Origin of the sequence: Litorivivens sp., from assembly GCF_041625495.1 — a bacterium.
Lineage (GTDB): Bacteria > Pseudomonadota > Gammaproteobacteria > Pseudomonadales > Spongiibacteraceae > Litorivivens.
Map to the genome: position 1 here is coordinate 1 of NZ_JBFJTH010000062.1, position 20,291 is coordinate 20,291.

Genomic DNA, 20,291 nt, shown 5'->3' on the forward strand with positions numbered 1-20,291 from the left:
ATTTGGCCGGTAGTGGTATTCACACGGCGTGCGTGTGTCCGGGCTTCACCGATACCGAAATGCTGCGCGAGCATTTGGGGCATGATCCCGCGATTCTGGATGCCATTGCTGGCGGTGTTACGCAAGGGCGTTTGATTCAACCCCAGGAGATCGCCAATACGCTGTGGTTTGCAGCGCAGAACCCGGTAATTAATGGCGCTGTTTTACACGCCAATCTGGGGCAGATAGAACACTGATAGGTTGTTTGCCGCAGGGACTTATCGGTCAATAATACCTGGCCTGACGTGCAGGCCGCAGGTCAGGCATTGATGTGTAGATACCGACGCAGGTAATGCACGGCGATATAGAGCGGTATGGTGTCGGCCAGTGCCGCACAAAACTTGAACAGATAGTTGCTGCCCATGAGTAACAGCATTTGCTGCAGGCTCATGGCTCCTGCCAGAAACGCCGCCCCAAAGGTCACGCTAATCACCATAAAAGAATCCACGCCCTGGCTGATTAGCGTGCTGAAATTGTTACGCAGCCAAAGATGCTTGCCGTGGGTGAGTCTTTTCCAGAAATGGTACAGGTGTACGTCGCAGTACTGTGCTGCGACGTACGCCAGCATCGACGCGATGACCGCGCCGGAGGTGGTGGCGTAAATCAGAAAATACAGCTCTACTGAACCCGTAACACTGGCTCCGCTGGGAGTGGTTACCTGCTGGGCCAGCTGCAATATTTGCCAGGGCGGCTGGGTGTCGATTGCCACGGCTGGTAGCCAGTTGCCGATGCTGAGTACGACAATAACAAAGACATTCATGATGAGGCCGACGGTGACCATAAAGTTGGCGCGTCGTTTGCCGTAGAGTTCGCTGACCAGATCTGTGCACAGAAAGGTTAGCGGATAAGGCAGTACGCCCACCGCTAATGCCATGGGCCCCAGTTGCACGAATTTGGTAATGCCGATGATATTCAGCAGGGTCATGGAGCAAAGAAAGAAACCGGCGAGCAGGAGGTAAACTTGCTCGCGGCGACGGCTAATCAGGTCGATATCATCGGTCAGTTGCACGGGTAATATCCGCTTTGTTTATGGGTTTTGTTACTGGGCTTGATTAGGCCGCGCTAATCGGGTTTTTATAGTCCGCTGTAGGTGGCGGATTCCTTATTGATAAAAGCGTTCAGGGCTAGGCCGTGGTCTTCGCTGTAGTGGCAGGCTGCCTGCACGCTGGCACAGTGGTCCAGGAAATCGTTCAGTTCCTGGCGCTGGGCAATTTTCATCAAACGCTTGCTCGCTCTGAGAGCCTGAGGTGGTTGCTTGGCAAAACTCTGAGCCAGAGCCTCGGCTTTTGCCAGCAGTTCGCTGCTGTCTACCAGCTCCAGTAAGAGGCCGAGTTTCATCGCTTCTTCAGCATCGATGAGACGACCGGAAAAGGTGAGTTCAGCTGCGCGTTGATAGCCCACAAGGCGTTGCAGAAACCAAGCCCCACCGTCGCCGGGAATGATGCCGAGATTGATAAAGGTTTCACCAAAGCGGGTGTGTTCGCAGCCAAGGCGAATGTCACACATGCAGGCCAGATCAAATCCGGCGCCAACGGCAGCGCCGTTGACGGCGGCAATCAAAGGAAGTTCGGCATGAAACACGGCGCGGCTCATACGTTGAATGCCGCGGCGGTAACTATCGGAGATCTGCATCGGACTGCCACCGAACATGCCGGTTTTGTCCGCCATCTCTTTTATGTTGCCGCCGGAGCTGAAGCCCTTGCCGGCGCCAGTGATGATCAGGCAATTCAAGTCGCTGTGGTTGGCCCACTCAATGGCGGCACAGATATCGTCAACCAGCGCGGTGCCGGTCAGCGCGTTGCGCACATCGTCGCGTTCAAAAGTCAGCACGGCATAGCGGTCTTCAAGACGCAGGGTGGCATCGGTGAGTTGGGGTAGCGACATGGGTACCTCTGGCTAGTGTGGGTTTGCTTGGGGGTCAGTTTAACGCAATCAGCTGCTTCGGTAATTCGGCGAGCCACTGCTGTTGCGTGCGGCGTGCAGTGTGCGCTTCTTCAAGGCTCACCGCGCGAAAGCTTACTTCAGCACCGGGGGGGAGTTGGGCCAGTTCTGATAGATCGGTGGAGATGACCGTGGCTATTTTCGGGTAGCCGCCGGTGGTAGGGCAGTCGGCCATCAAGATCAGAGGGTGGCCGCTGGCGGGCACCTGAATACACCCGGGCACCACCGGATCTGACACGATATTGCCATCGCCGATATATTCAATGCGGTGACCGGTCAACCGGTAGCCAACACTGTCGGAATCTTTGTCGATACGGAAGGCCGCGCTTTCTAAAAATGTGGAAATGCCGTCGTCAGTAAAGCGGTCGGCCTGTGGCCCAAGAATGACACGAAACAGCCGCCGGGACTTTGGAAACGCGGAATAGGGCAGCGATAGCTCGGTTCGTTTCGGTGCCTCTTTTGTCACGCATTCGAGCTCCTGGCCACCTTCCAGTGCGGCACCATCAATGCCACCCAGCGCGGAGCGGGTGTGGGTTGCGCAGCTTCCCAGCACTGGCTCGAGCACAAATCCGCCCTCTACAGCGAGATACCCACGTATGCGCTTGCGTGCACCGCCGATACTGAGGATGTCACCTTTGCGCAGATGCAGGCTGGTAGACATGGGAGCAGGCATGCCGTTGAGGGCAAACTGAAAGTCGCCACCGTGAAAGGCGCAGCGAAGTGATTCGCTGGTAACGCGAAAGTCGGCACCGCCCACACTGAATTCGATGCAGGGGGTATTGAACGGGTTGCCTACCAGGCAGTTGGCAACCTGCAGTGCAACCGGGTCCATCGCACCGCTGCGAGTTACACCATAGCGGCGGTAGCCGACCCGTCCAAGATCCTGAATAGTTGTGCCGGCAGTGGCCTGCAGTACCAGAAGTCCGTGTGTCATGCGGGTTCCCCCATCGCAACGCGTTCGGCAACCCAGTCGCCTTTCTCCACGGCTTTGGTCATTCGTTTGAATTCATGAGTATTGACCGGATGAAACTGTACTTCGTCGCCCGCAGTAATTAGAAAGGGCGGATCACGATCCGGTGCGTAGGTCGCAACCGGCGTCTGCCCGAGCAATTGCCAGCCACTGGGCATCGCCACGCCGGCAATCAGCGCTTGCATGCCGCCAACGGAAATACTGCCTGAGGGTGTGTGCAGGCGCGGGTTCTCCCGGCGTGGTGTGTGCAGTTGCTCGGGCAGGCCGCCGAGATAAGTATAGCCGGGAGCAAAACCGATCATGTAGACACGGTAGCGGGGTTTGCTGTGTAAGCGGATGATTTCGGCGGTGGTCAGGTGGTGGTATTCGGCGACGAAGTCTAAATCGACACCGTGTTTGCCACCATAGCAGACTGGAATCTGCCACAGCCAGCTTTCCCGTGACATAGACAGCTCGTTCAGTTGAATGGTGCTGACGGTTTCTTGCAGAGCTGCAAACGACACAACGTCCGGATTATAGTGCAGTAGCAATGATGCATACGCCGGAGTGGTTTCCACCACGCCGTTTATCGCCAGCTTGCGAATATGGGATTCCAGTTGTAGTACCGCTTCATTGATTGCAGGATCAATGCCGCTGCCAAGCTCTATCAGCATAGCGTCGTCGCCAACCGGAGAGTAACAGGGGGTGGTATAGCGTTGTGCTGTCTGACTCATGATTCAGGGGGCTCCTTGCCCGCATGTAGCGTATTCAATGCTCGACAAACGGGCGCACCTTTGCGCCACTATCTTCGAGCACCTTGCGGATTTTTTCTGCCAGCGACAGGGCGTTTGGTGTATCGCCATGCACGCAGATTGAATCAAAGGCAATTGGGATTTCCCGCTTCGTATACGTCACCAATATTCCGCGATCCAGTGCCGTTAACAGCCGTTGGACGATTTCCTTTTCATCGTGCAGCACGCTGTCCGGCTTAGAGCGCGCCACCAGTTGGCCGTTATCATCATACGCCCGGTCGGCGAAAAACTGGGTGACCACCGGCCGATGGCGTTGCTGTGCGATACGCTGGGCTGCCGAGTTTGTCAGCGTCATCAGCGCCAGCGGTCGCTGTGCCATCGCATCCAGTAGCAGGGTGGCCGCCTTTTCGTCGGCATCGGTCAGGTTGCCAAGGGCGCCGTGCGCACGCACATGACTCAGTGGATAGTTAATCGCGTCCGCCATTTCTGCCAGGGACTCAATTTGTTGCTGCACCAGGCTGACCATGGCGTGATCAGAAAGACTATGCGGTCTGCGGCCAAAGCCTTCTCTGTCTTGATAGCCAGGGTGTGCGCCAGCGGCGACGCCTCGCTGTTTGGCGAGCATCAGGGTGTGTTGCATGGTTTGCGGGTCGCCGGCGTGGGCACCGCAGGCTATATTGGCGCTGGTTACAATGTTCAGCAGTTCGGCGTCAGACCCCATGCCTTCGCCGAGGTCGCAATTGATATCAATAATACTTGTCACGTCGGATAAGCAGAGACTGCCAAGTTCAGGGAATTTATGAAAATTTACCATAGCTGACGCGTCCACCCCACCGTTTGTACCGAAGAATTTCTACCAAGCGTTGATCGGACGCTGTACAACTAGCGTATAACCGAGCAGTTTCACCCTATCCAGAGTTTCCGCTGGGGCCTCGCGCCCCTCTTTTTCATTATCAATGCCTTCTGTCTACACTGTTAGCACGAGCAGACAGGGTTAAGTTTGTTGCGGGGGTAGTGATGGGCAGTGTTGCAATTGTTTCTCATGAAGCGTGTCTCGATCACAGCATGGGTTCCCAGCATCCAGAGGCACCGGCACGGTTGCGCGCCATTGTGAATCATCTAAAGGGCAGCGAGCTGGGCGATAGCCTGCGCTGGGAGCAACCTCCTGCGTCGCTGCGTGCACCGGTGCGAGCGCTGTGGTCGCAGGTGCATTCCCCCTCGCTAGTGCACACATTAACAGAGAGTGTGCCATCGCACGGCTTGACGTGGCTGGACGCGGACACCGCCCTATGCTGCGACACACTCAAGGCGGCGGAGTATGCTGGTGCAGCGGTATTACACGCAGTTGATCTGGTGTCTGCAGGCACTGTGGGCGCTGGGTTCTGCGCAGTTCGCCCACCGGGGCATCACGCCGAATATGACTCCGCCATGGGCTTTTGTTTTATTAACAATGCAGCACTAGCAGCTGCCTACCTGCGTGAACGCTATGCCGTGCAGCGTATCGCTATCTTGGATTTTGACGTACATCATGGCAATGGCACCTTTGATATCTTTTGTAACGACCCGGATACGCTGGTGTGTTCGAGCTATCAGCACCCATTTTATCCCGGGCGGCGGCTTGATTTGGATGCTGGCAATCTGATCTATACCCCGCTGGAGGCGGGTACTCGTGGAGCGGTAGCCCTGCGTGAAATGGAGCGGGTGTGGCTGCCGGCCCTTGCGGCCCATCGGCCGCAGTGGATTATCTTTTCGGCCGGCTTTGATGCGCACAAGGATGATCCCTTGGGTGGTTTGCACTGGGATAGCCAGGATTTTGGCGAGTTGACGCGGCTTCTATTGGGTTTTACAGGAGAGCCAAAGTGTCAGGTGCTTTCATTGCTTGAGGGGGGCTATAACCAAGCGGTACTTGGCGAGAGCGTTGAGTCGCATCTGGTCGCGTTGGCTGATGTTTGCGCAAGCACCTGAGTTTGCGGCTAAACTTACTCAGTACAATCACGGATTACGAAAATTGATAGGTCGACACACACTGTGTCAAACCGTCTGACATTAGGTCGAAAACGTTGCTGTCAAATAGCTCGCGGTGCTGCCGTAAAACTCTTGTGCCCGATCTGGGTAAGTCGTCGTTCCGGAAAGGTCTAATCTGCTCAGTGATAGGTTTTTCTGTTTTGTCGCCATTGCCTGTGACGGCAGGACATCACCTGATAGCAAGTGGGGCATCTTTGGATGCGCTTGCCGAGCTTTCCCTTGAAAAGCTCATGGAAATCGATGTCTTTTCTGTGAGTAAATCCAGTGAGCCGTGGCGTAAAGCAGCGGCTGCAATTCATGTGCTTACCGGCGACGACATCCTTCGCTCCGGAGTCACCAGTTTGCCTGACGCTTTGCGGTTGATACCGGGCGTGACCGTCGCGCAGATCAATGCTCACACCTGGGCGGTGACTGCTCGTGGATTCAATTCAACTCTGGCTGACAAGCTGGAAGTGTTGATGGATGGTCGCAGTCTTTACACACCGTTGTTTTCAGGCGTGTATTGGCAGAAGCACAACGTACCGCTGACGGATATTGAGCGCATAGAAGTTATTCGTGGTCCGGGTGCCGCGCTGTGGGGTGCCAATGCGGTGAACGGTGTTATCAATATCGTGACCAAATCAGCAAACGACACCATTGGCCATTCATTGACCGCGACGATGGCGAATACCGGTGATAGCACGACCTCAGTGCGCGGTGGTTACGCCTTGGAAAACGGTGCTGTCCGCGGTTATGTTCGCACTGATAAGGTAGACGATTATCGCGAGCGAACAGGTGTGGTGGCCGATGATTCCTATCGGTCGTCACGGGCCGGCTTTCGTGCTGACTTTAACATTGTCGGTGAATCGACACTGGCGTTGTGGGGGGAGACCTACCGCGATAGAGTTGATCGGGTGGGGGGGCGTGACGAAGAGCAAGCAAACGATTTCCTGATGGCGCGGTATGCGTTGGCAGAGCAGGGGCGGGAGCGATATGAAATCAGTGCCTTTATAGAAAAGAGCGAATACGATATTCCCGGACTCTTTACCGAGCAGCGTGAAACCTTTGAAACCGAGGCCAGAGGCTATTTTTATCCGGGCGAACGGCATGTACTGGTGGTCGGCGGCGGCTACCAAGTTACCCGCGACGATATCGACTCACCGAATCTGAATTCGCTGGGGTTTGTGCCTGCCGAGGCCACCGATGAAACGCTGGATATCTATATTCAGGATACCTACGATCTCATTGCGGAGCGACTCAAGCTGACAGCGGGCGTTAAAGCAGAGCGTAATGACTATTCAGGCTTGGAGGTTCAGCCTTCGCTGCGCATGGCTTGGACCCCCGATTCCGACACGACCTGGTGGGCGGCGGTATCACGTGCTGTGCGTATTCCTACGCGATTAGATGAAGACTTTGTCATTTACGCGCCCGCGCCCGCGCCTGCTGGCATAGCCATCATTCGCGGTAGTGACGAATTTGACGCTGAAGAACTCGTCGCGTGGGAATTTGGTTACAGAAAGAGCTTTTCTGTGCGAAGTAATATTGATATTGCTGTGTTTTATAACGAATACGACAAATTACGAGGTGTTGATAGCGCTTCGTTCCCGGCGTTAATTTCCAATGAAGGTGAAGGGCACAGTAGCGGCGTCGAAGTCGTCTACAACTGGCAACCCCACGAACAATTGCTGGCACAGGCGGCGTATAGCTATAACCATATCGATTTTGAGGCAGAACGTGGCAGCACTGACACCAGTATCGCCAATGCCAACCGCAATGATCCCCGTCATCAGGGGCTGCTACGCGTGAGTTGGGCCATCTCACCGACTTGGAACCTGGATGTGCGGTACCGTAACGTCAGTCATCTCCCTGATTTGGCGATTGACGGCTACGATGCAATTGATGCAAGCCTGCAGTGGCAGGCAAGTCCGGATTTATCACTTGGTCTGACTGGACGCAATCTATTTGATGGTCAGCATGCCGAGTTCGCAGCGGATAATCGAATTGTAGAAATACCACGCAGTATCCAGTTTCAGGCGACATGGAATTTTTGATGAGATGCTATAGTTGCCTACACAGAATGTTCAAGAGACGGCGCATGCTCGGTGTGCTGGTCGTCTTGCTGCTGGCCGGTCAACCTGCCCATTCGGAAGATATGGTTATTGGCGTGAAGGCGGCGTTTTTGTACAACTTCACCAAATTCATACAGTGGCCGGCCGTATCGTTTGACGCAGACAGCGATAGCCTCAATCTTTGTGTTACCGCAGATTTACAAGATGCCAATGTTGTGCGGCAGGTGGTGAGAGGCAAGAGTACGCAAAACAGGGCGATCGACTTTTACTATGTGACGGACCGTCGCGCATTGGCGCAGTGTCATTTGTGGTACGTCAGTAAGGAGGCTGCGCAGCGCAACCCAGATTGGTTTGACGAGGCTCGCCAGTATCCCCTGGTGGTAGTGGGTGAGGGTGATCGGTTTATTGACGAAAACGGCATGATTGGCTTGATGATTGTCGACGGCCGTATACGTTTCGCGGTTAATGAGCGACGGGCAAGCACCTCAAGCATTCACATCAGTAGCAAGTTGTTATCGCTCGCGCAACGGGTTGTGAGGTGACACTGTGCGAGTGTTAGATCGTCTCAGTGTATTGCCCATAAGCCGAAAAATTCTATTGGCCATTATTGTTACTAGCATGGTCGTTGTGGTGTTGATTACGTCAGTGAATGTTGTTTATGGCTGGTTTGATCTCAAGGCGCGCGCAAAGAATGAATTGTCGGCCACTGCCAGTATTTTTGCCAATAACGTATCGGCGGCCTTGACGTTCCGCGACGAACTTGCTGCTGAGCAGTTGCTGGAATCGCTTAAAGCGATGCCGCAGTTGGACCAAGCCTGTATTTACGAGCGCGCCGAATTGAACTTTCCTCTTTTTGCACAGTATCGTGCTTTAAATCCTTCCAATCCGTGCCCTCCGGTACTGGATAAGGTGCCTGAGCAAATGCCTGGATATATTCTCGAGACCCAAGAGGTCGTAGCCGGTGACGAGCGCGTGGGATACGTCTTTCTAAGCCGTTCAACGGCCGACCTGTCGGCGGCAATGCGTACCACCAGTACAATATCTCTGGGCATGGTTGTAGTTAGTTGCTTTATCGCTGTGGTGTTTTCCACGTTTTTTCGTCGCTTGATTGAAGATCCCATACATCGTCTTGTCGCAGTTACCCGGGAGGTGTCGTCTGGCGGCGATTTTGGCATTCGAGCTGAGAAATTCGCTGGCGATGAGATCGGCACGCTCTTTGACAGTTTCAATGCCATGCTTGAACAGATTCAGACTCGAGATGATGATCTGAAAAAAGCCCGTCTAGAGCTCGAGCAGCGGGTGGCTGAAACCGAGCAGGCCAATGCGACATTGAACGCGACCTTGACGCGGTTGAAGGAAACACAGGATCAATTGGTTCACCAGGAAAAAATGGCGTCGCTGGGTAGTCTGGTGGCTGGTGTCGCTCATGAAATAAACACCCCGATCGGTGTCGGCGTGACTGCAGCCTCGACCCTGCAGGGTGCAACCGAGGAAACGTCTGCGGCCTATGAGAATGGCAAGCTCACGGACAGCGGATTACGCAAGTTTATGGGCACAGCGACGCAATCAGCCAGCATTTTGCTAACTAACCTCAACCGCGCTGCGAGTCTGATTCAGAGTTTTAAACAAGTAGCGGTCGATCAGACCAGCAGTGAAGTACGAACTTTCAACCTGAGAGACTATCTCGACGAGGTCTTTCTGAGTTTGCGGCCGAAGCTCAAGAAGACTCACCTTGAGGTCTCGTTGAATGTGCCCGAAGAGCTCAATTTATATAGCTATCCGGGGGCGTTATCTCAAATCGTCACCAACTTTGTCATGAATTCACTGGTTCATGGCTATCCGGATAGCACGTCAGGTGAATTGTCTGTAGTGGTGGAAGATCTGGGTGAAGAAATTATTCTGCACTATCGTGATGATGGTGTCGGTATCAATACTACGGATCTGCAACGCGTATTCGACCCGTTTTTTACCACGCGGCGTGGCGCCGGCGGCAGCGGGCTGGGTATGCATATCGTTTACAATCTTGTCACCCAGCAGTTGAACGGCATTATCAAATTGGAGAGTGAGCCCGGTAAGGGCGTTCACGCCATGATACGCATGCCGAAAACGGTATCTGTGAAGGAGGCTGCTGTATGAGTAGTAGCGATGCACTCCGACTGGCCAGTGATGACCGGGGTAGGGACGGAGATGTGCCAACTCGACCCTGGCATCTTCTGGTCGTAGATGATGATGAGGAAATCCACACAGTTACGCGTTTGGCAATGCATGGTTTCGAATGCTGCGGGCGTCCGCTGGAGATCCATTCGGCTTACAGCGGCGCGGAGGCGATTGACATGCTTCGGCAACGCGATGACATTGCGCTGATCCTCCTGGATGTTGTCATGGAGACAGAAACCGCCGGACTGGATTGTGTCCACAAGATCCGCAATGAGCTTGGCAATCAGTTTGTGCGAATCGTATTGCGCACTGGGCAACCGGGACAGGCGCCCGAATACAAGGTCATTACTGAATACGATATCAATGACTACAAGGAAAAGACCGAACTTACCCGCCAAAAGCTTTTTACCTGCGTCTACACCAGCTTGACCAGTTATCGCGATCTGGTTGCGCTGGACCGCAATCGCAAGGGCCTTGTCAAGGTCATAGACTCATCGGCAGATCTGTTTGACCGCGATACCTTCGACGGCTTTGCTCAAGGTGTCATAGAGCAGTTGGCTGCCTTGCTTTATCTTGAGCAGGATTTTCTGGTCTTAAGTAGCTCGGGGCTGGCACTTGAAAAGCCCAATGGTCACATTCAGGTGGTAGCATCGACCGGACAGTTCGCGGGTGTTCAGGATGAAGTCGATCTGGACGACAAACATCCGCTGGTTCGACAGCGGATTGAAGACGCGATGAAGAATGAATATGAACAGGTATTTGGTGCCGATTATTTTGTAGCCTGTTATAACGCCGATGGGGCGGCACGGAATATCTTGTATATTACCGGCGAGCACCCCATCGATACTGCCGATCGCACGATTGTAGAGTTATTCGCGCGCAATGTTGCTATTGCACACCATAAATTGCTTTTAATAGAGCGCTATCAGGAACTTCTCAATGAATGATTTACTGCGTCTAGCGCCTGAGTCAGACGTTGTTCCTCAGTCGCCGGATGCGGAGCCCTGGAAAGTTCTGGTAGTCGACGATGAAGACGAAGTTCACCGTATAACCTACCTTGCCTTGTCAGATTTCTCCGTGGCGGATAGAAAGCTCGAATTTATCAGTGCGTATTCGGCCGCGCAGGCGCGTGAGAAAATCGTGGAGCACACGGACATCGCGCTTATTCTGCTCGATGTGGTGATGGAAACGGATGATGCCGGGCTTCAGTTTGCGCGGTTTGTTAGGCAGGAACTGGGAAACAGCTTTGTACGTATTATACTGCGCACAGGGCAACCGGGCATGGCGCCTGAACGTCAGGTTTTGAAAGTATATGACATCAACGACTATCGAGCGAAGACGGAGCTTACCCAAGATCGCTTGTACTCAGTGGTATATACAGCACTGGCCTCGTATCGGGACATGATGGCGCTGGCACGCAGCAGACAGCAACTGGTTGGTGTCGTCGGCGAGCTGGAAACCCTGTCTGAAATTACTTCATCGCGTTATCTCAGAGCAGCGGCTGAGCTGGTGGCTCTGTCGCAGAATCTGGCGCAGGAACTGGATGCGCAGCTGTCGACGTCGCAGCGCGAACAGACGAAAACGCTGGTTGATAAGGCTCTTGACCTGCATCAAAACATTCACGAACTCGCGCGGTACGTGCAAAGCGGAAAATACAACGAGTTGCGCACACCACTTTCTTTGCGCGATGTTTTTGAACAGGTTTGTAAAAGCTTTTCCAGTGAACTGGAAGAGATTGGCGCGGAGATAACGGCAACACCGCTGCCGACGGTTGTCGGATCTCGGCGGCAGCTCAAGCAATTGTTTCACCACCTTCTGTCTAATGCCATTAAGTTTCGAAGCAACCGGCCTTTACAGGTTGATGTGAGTGCGGTGCGCGATCACGATGTGTGGCGCATCACTTTCGCTGACAACGGCGCTGGCATGCACGAGGCTGAGAGCAGTCAGGTGTTCTCCCTGTTCAAACGTGACAATTGCAAGAGTATACCGGCAGGCAGTGGTATTGGTCTGAATATCTGCCGCAAGATCGTGCGCTGGCACGGTGGCGACATCACCGTCGACAGTGAGCACGGTGTTGGTACATCTGTCAGGCTGACACTGCCTGTGGTTGCGTAAATGAATAAAGCGATGAACGCAGGGGAAGTTCAGCGAACTGCGTTTTTTGCGCAACTGGACCGCATTCTACGTGCCACAACGTTCGGAACAAAAACGCACTGTGTCATCGTGCTGGATATAGATCGCTTTCGTTTGGTCAACCAGGTATACGGTGAGCGGGGCGGCGCCCGGTGTTTGCATCACGTCTGGCAGGTGTTGACCTCACAGCTGTTGGAGGGAGACACCCTGTATTATCTGGGGGAAGATGCGTTTGCAATACTGTGCCCCTATCGATCTGCCGGTGAAATAATTACGTTTGCGCAGTCTTTGCTGACGGCGGTGGCAAAAAAAACGTGGCAGTGTGATCAGGTATCAGTGCCGCTAACATTATCGGCGGGAATTGCCCAGTCAGAGGATTCCGATAAGCGCGGCGATACTGTTTTTGCCCGAGCAGAATATGCCCTTTATCGTGCAAAGGCCATGGGCGGCAATGAGGTTGAAAGCCAGCTCTCCGCTGTGGATGGTGGCGAGGAGGAGAGCGCGTCACTCTGGCCAGAACGTTTTCACCATGCTTTTCTGCATGATGGTTTCCAGGTTGATATCGATTCGCTGGAAATGGCCGGTGACAATCCGTTTTACATGGCTCGAACTTTTCTGATGGTGGGCAAACAGCGCGTTGCCCTAGACACAATTCGCGACGATATTCGAGCCATGGACTTGCTACTATCTGTTGATCGCTGGGTTCTATATAAATTGTTTGAGAATCCAGTGGCTAATGTTAGTGGTGATGTTCGCGCCAATGTGATTCTACCCGTGAGTGCTGCATCGGTGCAGGCGCGTCAATTTATCATAAATCTGGAGCGGCAGTTGAGGTCAACAGGTTTTCCGCCCCAGCGGCTCTGGCTGGCCGTGTCTGAATTGGATTTCCTAGTGTCTACAGCTCAACTCGATCTTTTTTTGACGCAAGTCACCGCGCTGGGATGCCGCACCCTGTTGACAGATTTTGGCTGCGGGACCGGCAGTCTGGTTGCACTGTTTGACCATACCGTAGAGGCAATCAGTCCTTTCCCCGCGCTCGCCCAGCGCTCTTCCGAGGAGGTTGAGAGTGTCGTGACGGCGCTAAAGCTACTGTGCCAGCGCAACGGAAAGCTATTGTTCGATACACCGCTATAAGATGTGTCGCGGTCAGGCGGCTGCCAATGCCTGTCGTTGTTCTGCCCTTAGCGCGTAGAGCATGGTTTCGGCATCAGTAATGCGTTTCACCCGCTGCAGTAGGTCAGCAGCTTCCTGGTAGTGCAATTTCAGGTAGGCCAACCATTGTTTCAGCGGCGAGCAGGCGTGTCGAGGAACGCATTCGAGCTGGAGTTCACGCTGAAATCGTATCAGTTTTTCTACTGTGTCATGCCAGTGCATGGCGCTTGTTACATGCCCTTTCAACAGGCTGGCTAGCCCGGGCTGGGCCAGCAGTCCGCGGCCGATCATCACATCGTCACAACCGCTCACCGTTCGACAGCGGTGGTAATCCTGTTCTGACCAGATTTCGCCATTGGCAACAATAGGAATGCCTACGTGTTCCCGCACGGTGGCTATGGCGCCCCAGTGTGCGGGCGGTTTGTAGCCTTGGGCTTTGGTGCGGGCATGGATGATCAGTTCGCTGGCGCCCGCCTGAGTAACCGCATGAGCAACATCCAGAAGCGGGGAACTGTCTTCATAGCCGAGCCTGATTTTAACGGTTAGTGGTATCGACTGCGGCAGACTGCTGCGAATGGTGGCGACAATGTCATGGATCAGCATTGGCTCATCGAGAAGGATTGAGCCGCCTCGGTGTTTGTTAACTGTTTTTGCCGGACAGCCGAAATTCAGGTCAATGCCGGCAGCCCCCAGTTGTGCTGCACGCGCAGCATTGTCGGCCATACAGTTGGCTTCACTGCCCAATAGCTGCAGATACACTGGTGTTCCCGCAGGTGTTGTGCTGCCGTGGTGTAGTTCCGGACAGTAGCGATAGAACACCCGCGGTGGCAGCAATTGCCGGGTAACGCGCACAAACTCGGTGACGCATCGGTCTATCCCGCCGACCTCTGTCAGCAGGGCGCGCATACGGGCGTTGACGACGCCTTCCATGGGAGCGAGATAGATTTTCATGGCTTGTAGGGGATATCTGGAGTGGTAGTTTGCAGGGTTTCAGGGCGCGCAGTATAGCCCGATGGCTGGCTTGAACAAAACCCGCGTAAATAGTGTCAGTTGCCGCTCCAAGTTGTTCTCGGTAGAGTGAGTTGTCAAAGGCGATAATCCAATATTGGTCTTCGGGTAGGTATCTGAAGCAGGGAGTGGGGCTGTGGCGACAAGTCTATTGGCCGGCGGGCTGGAACTGATGGTATTTGGTATGGGCACAGTATTTGTGTTCCTGACAGTTCTGGTTCTGGTGACAGCGACCATGTCGCGGCTGGTGCAGCATTTCAGCCCTGAGCATGCTCCGCCCAATACGCCGTCGCCAGAGCCTTCCCCGGAAACACTTGCAGTTATTTCAGCGGCGATCCATAAGCATCGTCAGGTACAACGTTCTTCTCATTGATCAGGGATTTTCCTCATGACAGTGAATAAACGCCCCCTGGGTATTACCGACGTGGTATTGCGTGACGCCCATCAATCACTTCTGGCTACCCGCTTTCGGCTGGATGACATGCTGCCCATCGCAGAAAAACTCGATCAGGTTGGCTATTGGTCTCTGGAATCATGGGGTGGCGCCACCTTTGATGCCTGTATCCGCTATCTTGGCGAAGACCCCTGGGAGCGCATCCGGGAGCTGAAAAAGGCGATGCCCAATACGCCGCAGCAGATGCTGTTTCGTGGGCAAAATATTCTTGGGTATCGCCACTATGCCGACGATGTGGTGTCGCGATTTGTGGATCGGGCTGCCGACAATGGTGTCGATGTATTCCGCGTGTTTGATGCCATGAATGACCCGCGTAATCTGGAGACCGCACTGACCGCAGTGCGCAAAGTTGGCAAGCACGCCCAAGGTACCATTGCCTACACCCTGAGCCCGGTACACACCATTGAGAGCTGGGTAGCGCTGGCCAAAACGATCGCATCGATGGGGGCGGACTCTATCGCCATTAAGGATATGGCGGGTTTGCTCAAACCCTCTATGGCCTACGAACTGGTTTACCGCCTTAAGAAGGAATTGAAGGTGCCGGTGCATCTGCATTGTCATGCAACCACCGGCCTGTCGACCGCAACCGCCCTGAAAGCGATAGAAGCGGGCATTGATAATATCGACACCTCAATATCATCAATGAGCATGACCTACGGACATTCGCCTACGGAGTCCGTGGTGGCCATGCTGCAGGAAACAGATCGTGATACGGGCCTGGATTTGCATTTGCTGGAGGAAATTGCAGCGTATTTTCGTACGGTGCGCAAAAAGTACGCCAAATTCGAAGGTTCACTGCGCGGTGTCGATTCGCGGATACTGGTCGCTCAGGTTCCGGGCGGTATGCTGACAAACATGGAGAATCAGTTGCGTGAGCAGGGTGCTGCCGAGCGATTGGATGAGGTGTTACAGGAAATTCCTGCGGTGCGCGAAGATCTGGGATATATCCCTTTGGTGACCCCCACCTCACAGATTGTCGGCACTCAGGCCGTTATCAATGTGCTAACCGGTGAGCGTTATAAGTCTATCTCAAAAGAAACCGCCGGCGTGCTTAAGGGAGAGTACGGTGCTACACCTGCACCCGTGAACAAGGCCCTGCAGGCGGAAGTGCTTGGGGGGGCGGAGCCGGTAACTTGTCGACCAGCAGATTTGCTGGCACCCGAAGTGGAAAAGCTTACGTTAGAACTGCGGGCACTGGCAAAGGAAAAATCGATTCGTCTGGAACAGGGTGAGCGTGAAATTGATGATGTGCTGACCTACGCGCTATTCCCACAGATTGGCCTGAAATTTCTGCAAAATCGCGGTAACCCCGAGGCCTTTGAGCCGGCACCAGATGCCCAAAAAAACGAGCCTGATAAACCTGCGGTGAAGCCGGCGTCTGAGCCGGGGGTGTATACGGTAACGGTCTCGGGCAAGCGTTATGTGGTGGAAGTGGAAGAAGGTGGCGAAGTCAGTGCGGTCTCCGCCGCAAGCAATACCCAACCACCGCCTGTGGCCGGGGGCGCCCCTATCAATGCGCCGTTGGCGGGCAATATATTTAAAGTGAATGTCGGAGCCGGTGACCGAGTAACAGAAGGCGATGTGTTAATAATTCTGGAAGCCATGAAGATGGAGACAGAAGTGCGCGCACCGCGCTCAGGTATTGTAGCGGCTGTCAAAGTAAGTGTTGGTGACAGTGTTTCGGTTGGCGATGTGCTGCTGGACCTGAGCTGATATGGATAACCTGTTGCGACTCTGGCTCGACTCCGGGCTGGCTAACATGACGCTGGGGCAGGCGGTGATGATCGCGATCTGCCTGCTTCTACTGTATTTGGCTATCAATCGTGGCTTTGAACCCCTGCTATTGGTGCCTATTGGTTTTGGTGGCGTTCTCGCTAATATTCCGGCGGCGGGGCTGGCCTACTCAGCGCTGGAAAATGCGGTGTGGGCTGCTGATCCGCAGATGCTGGCGGCACTGGCTGAGCTGCTGCAGGTGCACGATATTGGTGGCAAATCCTTGCTCAATGCCTGGGCTAGTGCGGACTATGCCGTGAAGCAGGCAGCCACCCAGCTCGCTCTGGATGCCGGCTACCATAATGGCATGCTCTACAACTTCTACGAGGTGGCTATCGGCAGCAGTGCAGCTCCGTTGATTATCTTTATGGGGGTGGGAGCGATGACAGATTTCGGGCCCCTGTTAGCCAATCCGAAGACGCTGTTTCTGGGGGCTGCAGCGCAGTTTGGTATTTTTGCGACGGTATTGGGTGCGGTTGGATTAAGTGCTCTTGGCTGGATGGACTTTTCACTGGCCGATGCAGCTGCCATTGGCATTATCGGTGGAGCCGATGGCCCGACTGCCATATATGTTGCCAGTATGCTGGCGCCGGACCTGCTCGGTGCAATCGCTGTTGCGGCTTATTCTTATATGGCGCTGGTGCCGCTGATTCAACCGCCCATTGTCAGGGCCTTGACCACCCTTGAAGAACGCAAAATCGAGATGGTACAGCTGCGCACGGTGAGTAAGCGGGAGAAAATTTTCTTCCCGCTGTTGCTCCTGTTGTTGGTGGCCATGCTGTTGCCGGATGCAGCGCCGTTGTTGGGTATGTTCTGTTTTGGCAACCTGATGCGTGAATGTTCCGTGGTGGATCGTTTGTCCGATACCGCTCAGAATGCGCTGATCAATATCACAACGATTTTTCTCGGGCTATCAGTAGGCTCCAAGTTAAGTGCTGATAAGTTTCTGGATTTAAATACGCTGGGTATTCTGCTGTTGGGCGTGATCGCGTTCTGTATTGGTACTGCGGCAGGGGTGCTAATGGCAAAATTAATGAATGCGCTCAGTAAAGAGCCGATAAACCCACTGATCGGTTCGGCCGGGGTGTCGGCGGTACCGATGGCTGCCAGGGTGTCCAATAAAATGGGGCTCGAGGCAAACCCGCATAATTTCCTGCTGATGCATGCCATGGGCCCCAATGTCGCTGGGGTTATCGGCTCAGCGGTGGCAGCAGGGGTCATGATAACCCTGGTGGGTGGCTAACTACCGCTGGCGGCGTAAGACATTTACACTGCCAGTGGCAGGACAGTAGCTGGAGTGAAAGTAGATTGAGTAGTCGGCAGCATGTGGCGCTGGCAGTTATTTGGCTGGCCATTCTCAGCGGCAGTCTGGTGGCTTCGTTTGAACGCACGGAGCAGCGTGGCAGTACCCTGTCGCCGGGCGGCGCGCCGCTAACGGAGACTGACGACGCGTTTTTCGCCGACGATGCGGATTTCACGTTTATGGATGACACAGCTGGCCAGGACGCCATTGCCCCGCAATTGTTGGGTATTGATGAGCATGACGAGCAGCCGCGCGCGCGTATTCGCGAAGGCCGGCAGCTAGCGGTCTTTGATGCAGGCGATGTGCTGCCGCAGAGCCAGGCGCGGGTAACGGCGATTTTGGACAACGCGGTGTTGATCAATAGCGATGGCGCCTATCATCTGCTGTGCTGTGTGCAGCCTTCCGGTCAAAAGCGCGAGGCAGTTGTGCCTGGAACCACCTTGGTGGATCTGCGGCGTAATCGGGAGGTCACGCAGGTGGCGCGCGCTTACCACTCACGACTTTACATCAATCCCCTGTCACTCATGGGGCGGGTAAAGGTTGTGCAGGCTACAATCTCCGGAAGGCTTGCTTACAAAGTTTACCCTGGCACGGATAAGCGCGCTTTTGCGCTATTTGGCCTGCGCCCGGGCGATGAGTTGATTGGTGTCAATGGTGTAGCACTGGCGTCCGGCAAGGCAGTGCCGGTATTGTATGAACAATTGGCGGCGGCTTCCCATATTGCGCTGACTGTACAGCGCGGCGGTGAAATGCTTGTCGTACTGCTTTCCCTTAACACCTCGGTTTGAGAAGAAGATGAAAAATACTATGTATGTTGAACGCCAGTGGGGTGGCGCCCTGGTTTATGTGTTGGCGTTTGTGGTTCTTTTGATTGCTGCAGGAACATTTCTGTATCAGCGCTATGTTGCGCCTCAGGTTGGTGATGTTCGTGTGGTATTGAATGCCATCACCGGTTCTGGCATCGATACACCGGAGGAGTCGTTACTTCGCGCAACCCTTGATGTGGATTCTCGGCTGGAAGTCACCATCTTTGCAGCCGACCTGCCCAATGCGCGCTGGTTGGCAGTCTCTGAGCGCAACGACGTACTGGTTTCGCGGCCGCGTAAGGGTGATATTGTGCTGTTGCAGGCCGATGCCGACGGTGACGGTCGCGCGGAGGGCCGTGTCACACTGGTCGATGGCCTGAACATGCCCCACGGTATCGCGCTGATCGACAACTGGCTGTATATCGCTGAGCAGGATGCGATTGGACGTATCCGTTTTGATCAGGCCAACGGTGTCACGGTTGGGCCTTTCCAGCGGGTGCTCAGTGGCCTGCCCGGCGGCGGTAACCATTGGGCCAAAAGTATCGCGCAGGGGCCGGATGGCTGGCTGTATTTCAATGTGGGCTCATCTTGCAATGTCTGCATTGAGGCTGACACACGCCGGGGTACCTTGATGCGCATGGAGCCAGACGGCAGCAATGCCGAGATCTACGCAACAGGCCTTCGCAACGCTACAGGGTTCGACTGGGCGCCATGGAATAAAGCACTTTATGCGGCTGATATCAGTCGTGATCTACTGGGTGATGATTACCCGGTGGATGAGCTGAATCTGGTGGTTGAAAATGGCTTTTACGGTTGGCCCTATGTGAATGCTTACGGTGACCCAGATCCGGACTACGGTCAGCAGCTGCCGGCAGGCCTTGACCCGAAAGACCCACTGCTGGGGATTCCCGCCCATACCACGCCTCTGGGCCTGCATTTTGTGAAGCATGAAACACTGCGCAAGGCGTTTCCGCGCTCTGCGCTGATGGCTCTGCACGGTTCCTGGAATCGCTCGGAACTGGACGGCTACCGGCTGGAGCAGGTTATCTGGAACCTTGATGGTTCCCTGCAGACAAAAACACTGATTGATGGTTTCTGGACTGGAGAAACGCTGGTGGGACGCCCCGTGGATATTGCCGAGGACAGTCAGGGCTCTCTGTATTTATCCGATGATTATGCTGGCGCGATCTATCAGTTGCGTTTGAAGGGGGACGACCCCGCCGTTGAGTGAAGCGACCAGCCTCTTGGCCGATTATGCAATCTTAAAAAGCGTAAATGCGGTGGTATACTCGCGCCCGGAATGAAAATATGTCTTTCGGAACTGCGAGTTACGCGCAATAGCGGTTCCAGATGAATGGAGAGCGGCATGAGCGATTTTAAGAAGTGGGAATGTGTTATCTGTGGTTTCGTTTACGACGAGGCAGAAGGCATTCCAGATGATGGTATTCCAGCCGGTACCAAGTGGGATGACGTACCAGAAGATTGGGAGTGCCCAGATTGCGGTATCAGCAAGTTTGACTTTGACATGGTTGAAGCCTGAACTTGTTAACCGGTACGCGCTGATCTATTCGGCGCGTGCGATACTGGCGAAGTTAACAAACGGCAAACGGAGAACAACAATGATACGGACAATGCTGGCAATGTTAGTTGTCGCCGTGTGTGCAGGCTGCGCACCGGAAGTCGGTAGTGACGCCTGGTGTGAAGACCTCAAGGCCAAGCCGAAAGGTGATTGGAGCGCTAACGAAGCTGCA

21 protein-coding genes are annotated in these 20,291 nt (G+C 54.4%); 15 read left to right on the forward strand and 6 right to left on the reverse strand.

What is annotated here, in order from left to right:
- Positions 1-236: SDR family oxidoreductase (locus ABYP39_RS09095; protein ID WP_372782159.1), on the forward strand; the 236-nt coding region annotated here is incomplete at its 5' end.
- 62 nt (positions 237-298) lie between these two features.
- Here the strand turns inward: ABYP39_RS09095 and ABYP39_RS09100 are convergent.
- The 5 genes from ABYP39_RS09100 to ABYP39_RS09120 all read right to left on the reverse strand — a co-directional run bounded on the left by ABYP39_RS09100 (position 299) and on the right by ABYP39_RS09120 (position 4,444).
- Complete coding sequence (locus ABYP39_RS09100) at positions 299-1,048, reverse strand: queuosine precursor transporter (RefSeq protein ID WP_372747264.1); 750 nt, start codon at positions 1,046-1,048, stop codon at positions 299-301.
- A gap of 65 nt (positions 1,049-1,113) precedes the next feature.
- Positions 1,114-1,923, reverse strand: coding sequence for an enoyl-CoA hydratase-related protein (locus ABYP39_RS09105; RefSeq protein WP_372782161.1), 810 nt, complete (start codon positions 1,921-1,923; stop codon positions 1,114-1,116).
- A 34-nt stretch (positions 1,924-1,957) separates the two neighbouring features.
- Positions 1,958-2,914 (reverse strand): biotin-dependent carboxyltransferase family protein, encoded by a 957-nt coding sequence (locus ABYP39_RS09110; RefSeq protein WP_372782163.1) that lies wholly within the window; start codon positions 2,912-2,914, stop codon positions 1,958-1,960.
- Positions 2,911-3,663 carry a 5-oxoprolinase subunit PxpB gene (gene pxpB / locus ABYP39_RS09115; RefSeq protein WP_372747261.1) on the reverse strand — a complete coding sequence of 251 codons (753 nt, stop codon included), beginning with the start codon at positions 3,661-3,663 and terminating at the stop codon, positions 2,911-2,913. The genes ABYP39_RS09110 and pxpB overlap by 4 nt, the downstream gene beginning before the upstream one ends.
- Before the next feature lie 34 nt (positions 3,664-3,697).
- Positions 3,698-4,444, reverse strand: a complete 747-nt coding sequence (locus tag ABYP39_RS09120; RefSeq protein WP_372758160.1) for a LamB/YcsF family protein — start codon at positions 4,442-4,444, stop codon at positions 3,698-3,700.
- A gap of 254 nt (positions 4,445-4,698) precedes the next feature.
- Between ABYP39_RS09120 and ABYP39_RS09125 the strand changes: the two genes are divergently transcribed.
- From ABYP39_RS09125 to ABYP39_RS09155, 7 genes are all read left to right on the forward strand, one after another.
- Positions 4,699-5,646: a histone deacetylase family protein gene (locus ABYP39_RS09125; protein WP_372747259.1), complete on the forward strand. Its 948-nt coding sequence runs from the start codon at positions 4,699-4,701 to the stop codon at positions 5,644-5,646.
- Positions 5,647-5,936: 290 nt separating this feature from the next.
- Complete coding sequence (locus ABYP39_RS09130) at positions 5,937-7,736, forward strand: TonB-dependent receptor plug domain-containing protein (RefSeq protein WP_372782165.1); 1,800 nt, start codon at positions 5,937-5,939, stop codon at positions 7,734-7,736.
- Positions 7,737-7,780: 44 nt separating this feature from the next.
- Entirely contained in the window at positions 7,781-8,296 is a 516-nt protein-coding gene (locus ABYP39_RS09135; protein ID WP_372747257.1) for a YfiR family protein, read from the forward strand.
- 4 nt (positions 8,297-8,300) lie between these two features.
- The gene (locus ABYP39_RS09140; protein WP_372747256.1) at positions 8,301-9,890 is read left to right on the forward strand and encodes an ATP-binding protein; all 1,590 of its coding nucleotides are present in this window, start codon (positions 8,301-8,303) and stop codon (positions 9,888-9,890) included.
- Positions 9,887-10,858: a DUF3369 domain-containing protein gene (locus ABYP39_RS09145; protein WP_372747255.1), complete on the forward strand. Its 972-nt coding sequence runs from the start codon at positions 9,887-9,889 to the stop codon at positions 10,856-10,858. The genes ABYP39_RS09140 and ABYP39_RS09145 overlap by 4 nt, the downstream gene beginning before the upstream one ends.
- Positions 10,851-12,026: an ATP-binding protein gene (locus ABYP39_RS09150; RefSeq protein WP_372782167.1), complete on the forward strand. Its 1,176-nt coding sequence runs from the start codon at positions 10,851-10,853 to the stop codon at positions 12,024-12,026. The genes ABYP39_RS09145 and ABYP39_RS09150 overlap by 8 nt, the downstream gene beginning before the upstream one ends.
- Complete coding sequence (locus ABYP39_RS09155; protein ID WP_372782169.1) at positions 12,027-13,178, forward strand: diguanylate cyclase domain-containing protein; 1,152 nt, start codon at positions 12,027-12,029, stop codon at positions 13,176-13,178.
- A 12-nt stretch (positions 13,179-13,190) separates the two neighbouring features.
- Here ABYP39_RS09155 and ABYP39_RS09160 read toward each other — a convergent pair whose 3' ends face one another.
- Positions 13,191-14,147, reverse strand: a complete 957-nt coding sequence (locus ABYP39_RS09160) for a tRNA-dihydrouridine synthase (protein WP_372782171.1) — start codon at positions 14,145-14,147, stop codon at positions 13,191-13,193.
- Positions 14,148-14,340: 193 nt separating this feature from the next.
- Between ABYP39_RS09160 and ABYP39_RS09165 the strand changes: the two genes are divergently transcribed.
- The 7 genes from ABYP39_RS09165 to ABYP39_RS09195 all read left to right on the forward strand — a co-directional run.
- Positions 14,341-14,577, forward strand: a complete 237-nt coding sequence (locus tag ABYP39_RS09165) for an OadG family protein (RefSeq protein ID WP_372782173.1) — start codon at positions 14,341-14,343, stop codon at positions 14,575-14,577.
- Between the two features lie 15 nt (positions 14,578-14,592).
- Entirely contained in the window at positions 14,593-16,371 is a 1,779-nt protein-coding gene (gene oadA / locus ABYP39_RS09170) for a sodium-extruding oxaloacetate decarboxylase subunit alpha (RefSeq protein WP_372782175.1), read from the forward strand.
- A 1-nt stretch (position 16,372) separates the two neighbouring features.
- Positions 16,373-17,674 carry a sodium ion-translocating decarboxylase subunit beta gene (locus tag ABYP39_RS09175; protein WP_372758428.1) on the forward strand — a complete coding sequence of 434 codons (1,302 nt, stop codon included), beginning with the start codon at positions 16,373-16,375 and terminating at the stop codon, positions 17,672-17,674.
- Between the two features lie 65 nt (positions 17,675-17,739).
- A complete protein-coding gene (locus tag ABYP39_RS09180; protein WP_372782177.1) occupies positions 17,740-18,522 on the forward strand; it encodes a hypothetical protein in 783 nt (260 codons plus the stop codon).
- 7 nt (positions 18,523-18,529) lie between these two features.
- Positions 18,530-19,771, forward strand: coding sequence for a sorbosone dehydrogenase family protein (locus tag ABYP39_RS09185; RefSeq protein ID WP_372782179.1), 1,242 nt, complete (start codon positions 18,530-18,532; stop codon positions 19,769-19,771).
- Positions 19,772-19,906: 135 nt separating this feature from the next.
- Positions 19,907-20,080 (forward strand): rubredoxin, encoded by a 174-nt coding sequence (locus tag ABYP39_RS09190; RefSeq protein ID WP_372750065.1) that lies wholly within the window; start codon positions 19,907-19,909, stop codon positions 20,078-20,080.
- A gap of 82 nt (positions 20,081-20,162) precedes the next feature.
- Positions 20,163-20,291 (forward strand): DUF3012 domain-containing protein (locus tag ABYP39_RS09195; protein ID WP_372782181.1); only part of this gene is annotated, 129 nt, incomplete at its 3' end.

Excerpts from the sequence above, each read along its gene's own strand:
- ABYP39_RS09105 (WP_372782161.1), bottom strand. The coding sequence starts at position 1,923 with ATGTCGCTACCCCAACTCACCGATGCCACCCTGCGTCTTGAAGACCGC.
- oadA (WP_372782175.1), top strand. The coding sequence starts at position 14,593 with ATGACAGTGAATAAACGCCCCCTGGGTATTACCGACGTGGTATTGCGT.
- ABYP39_RS09155 (WP_372782169.1), top strand. The coding sequence starts at position 12,027 with ATGAATAAAGCGATGAACGCAGGGGAAGTTCAGCGAACTGCGTTTTTT.
- ABYP39_RS09160 (WP_372782171.1), bottom strand. The coding sequence starts at position 14,147 with ATGAAAATCTATCTCGCTCCCATGGAAGGCGTCGTCAACGCCCGTATG.
- ABYP39_RS09110 (WP_372782163.1), bottom strand. The coding sequence starts at position 2,914 with ATGACACACGGACTTCTGGTACTGCAGGCCACTGCCGGCACAACTATT.
- ABYP39_RS09145 (WP_372747255.1), top strand. The coding sequence starts at position 9,887 with ATGAGTAGTAGCGATGCACTCCGACTGGCCAGTGATGACCGGGGTAGG.
- ABYP39_RS09125 (WP_372747259.1), top strand. The coding sequence starts at position 4,699 with ATGGGCAGTGTTGCAATTGTTTCTCATGAAGCGTGTCTCGATCACAGC.
- pxpB (WP_372747261.1), bottom strand. The coding sequence starts at position 3,663 with ATGAGTCAGACAGCACAACGCTATACCACCCCCTGTTACTCTCCGGTT.
- ABYP39_RS09175 (WP_372758428.1), top strand. The coding sequence starts at position 16,373 with ATGGATAACCTGTTGCGACTCTGGCTCGACTCCGGGCTGGCTAACATG.
- ABYP39_RS09190 (WP_372750065.1), top strand. The coding sequence starts at position 19,907 with ATGAGCGATTTTAAGAAGTGGGAATGTGTTATCTGTGGTTTCGTTTAC.
- ABYP39_RS09150 (WP_372782167.1), top strand. The coding sequence starts at position 10,851 with ATGAATGATTTACTGCGTCTAGCGCCTGAGTCAGACGTTGTTCCTCAG.
- ABYP39_RS09185 (WP_372782179.1), top strand. The coding sequence starts at position 18,530 with ATGAAAAATACTATGTATGTTGAACGCCAGTGGGGTGGCGCCCTGGTT.
- ABYP39_RS09135 (WP_372747257.1), top strand. The coding sequence starts at position 7,781 with ATGCTCGGTGTGCTGGTCGTCTTGCTGCTGGCCGGTCAACCTGCCCAT.
- ABYP39_RS09130 (WP_372782165.1), top strand. The coding sequence starts at position 5,937 with ATGGAAATCGATGTCTTTTCTGTGAGTAAATCCAGTGAGCCGTGGCGT.